Annotated in this window: 1 protein-coding gene; it reads right to left on the reverse strand. The window is 53.1% G+C overall.

Annotated elements, in window-relative coordinates; genetic code table 11:
* Nucleotides 1-92 precede the first annotated feature (92 nt).
* Nucleotides 93-1,016, reverse strand: a 924-nt coding sequence (locus KDK14_RS01215) for a DUF935 domain-containing protein (protein WP_257263192.1), incomplete at its 5' end; no start/stop codon positions are given.

Here is a 1,016-nt window from a genome sequence, read left to right on the forward strand (position 1 = left end):
GAAATACTCTTTTGTATGTTTATTTGAAATTACTGTAACTTGGGAAATTCCGCTTTTCCGCTGCCATTCAACAACGGTATTTTCCAGAAAAGTTACGGACCATGGGTACAAAGCTGGAATCTTTCATGGGTGCTTATTTTGTTGTCCCGGTCTGCCCTGGCCATCAGGTCTTCTTCTGGCTCTGTCTTTCTCCATACTCTGGGCGGGGTAGCGTTGGGGAAATTCCATTCGGTCAGCCAGGTCACCACCTGCTGGTTGAAACTCTCGCATACCAGGTCGGCGTCGCTTTTGATCACGTCCTGCTGCACGTCCTGGTGAACTTCGGCCTGACTGCGGCTGCTGCCGTCATCGGTGGTCATGGTCTGGGAAAGGATCACTTTACTGATGGTCTTGTCCATACGCTGGCAGAGGGCGTTATAGTCGGCGGTTCCGGATCTGGCCGCTTCTATTAGCTCGATGACCACGTTGTCGGGAATCACCACGCCGCTGTCGCTTTGTATGGCATCCAGTGCCTGCAGGGCTTTCTCTCGCTCGATGGGGTCCTGCGCCTGCCCGGGGGGAAGTTTGGCCGCTGCAGTGGGCATGCCGAATTTTTCCAGAAAGATCAGCCAGAACTTGATGCCGTTTCGCTTGAAAAATGTCGGCCAGTAGAGGTAATGCGCCAGCCCCATGCCATAGGGGTTGTCGCTGTGGTCGGCACCGGCGCTGAATACCCAGAACTTTTTCTTGGGCAGCTGCATGCCGTTGGGATGGTTGATATTGATGAGCCGCAGGTCGCCCTCCATACCGAATCGGAACCGACTGCGGTCTCTGACCTTGATATCGTCTATGACAATTCTGTTGCCGTCGTATGCCCACAAACACTCGGCCACGGAATAGCCGTAAAAGACGCCGAATAGCATCTTATCGGTAACGTCATCAAAGTTGCGGCTATTTAACTGCTCTTTAATAAATTCAGCTGCGGCTTTGTCTTCGCTGCTCTCACTGGCAGGCTCCACGTCCCACTCCGATTGGGT

It is taken from the genome of Endozoicomonas sp. ONNA2 (assembly GCF_024606365.1).
Lineage (GTDB): Bacteria > Pseudomonadota > Gammaproteobacteria > Pseudomonadales > Endozoicomonadaceae > Endozoicomonas.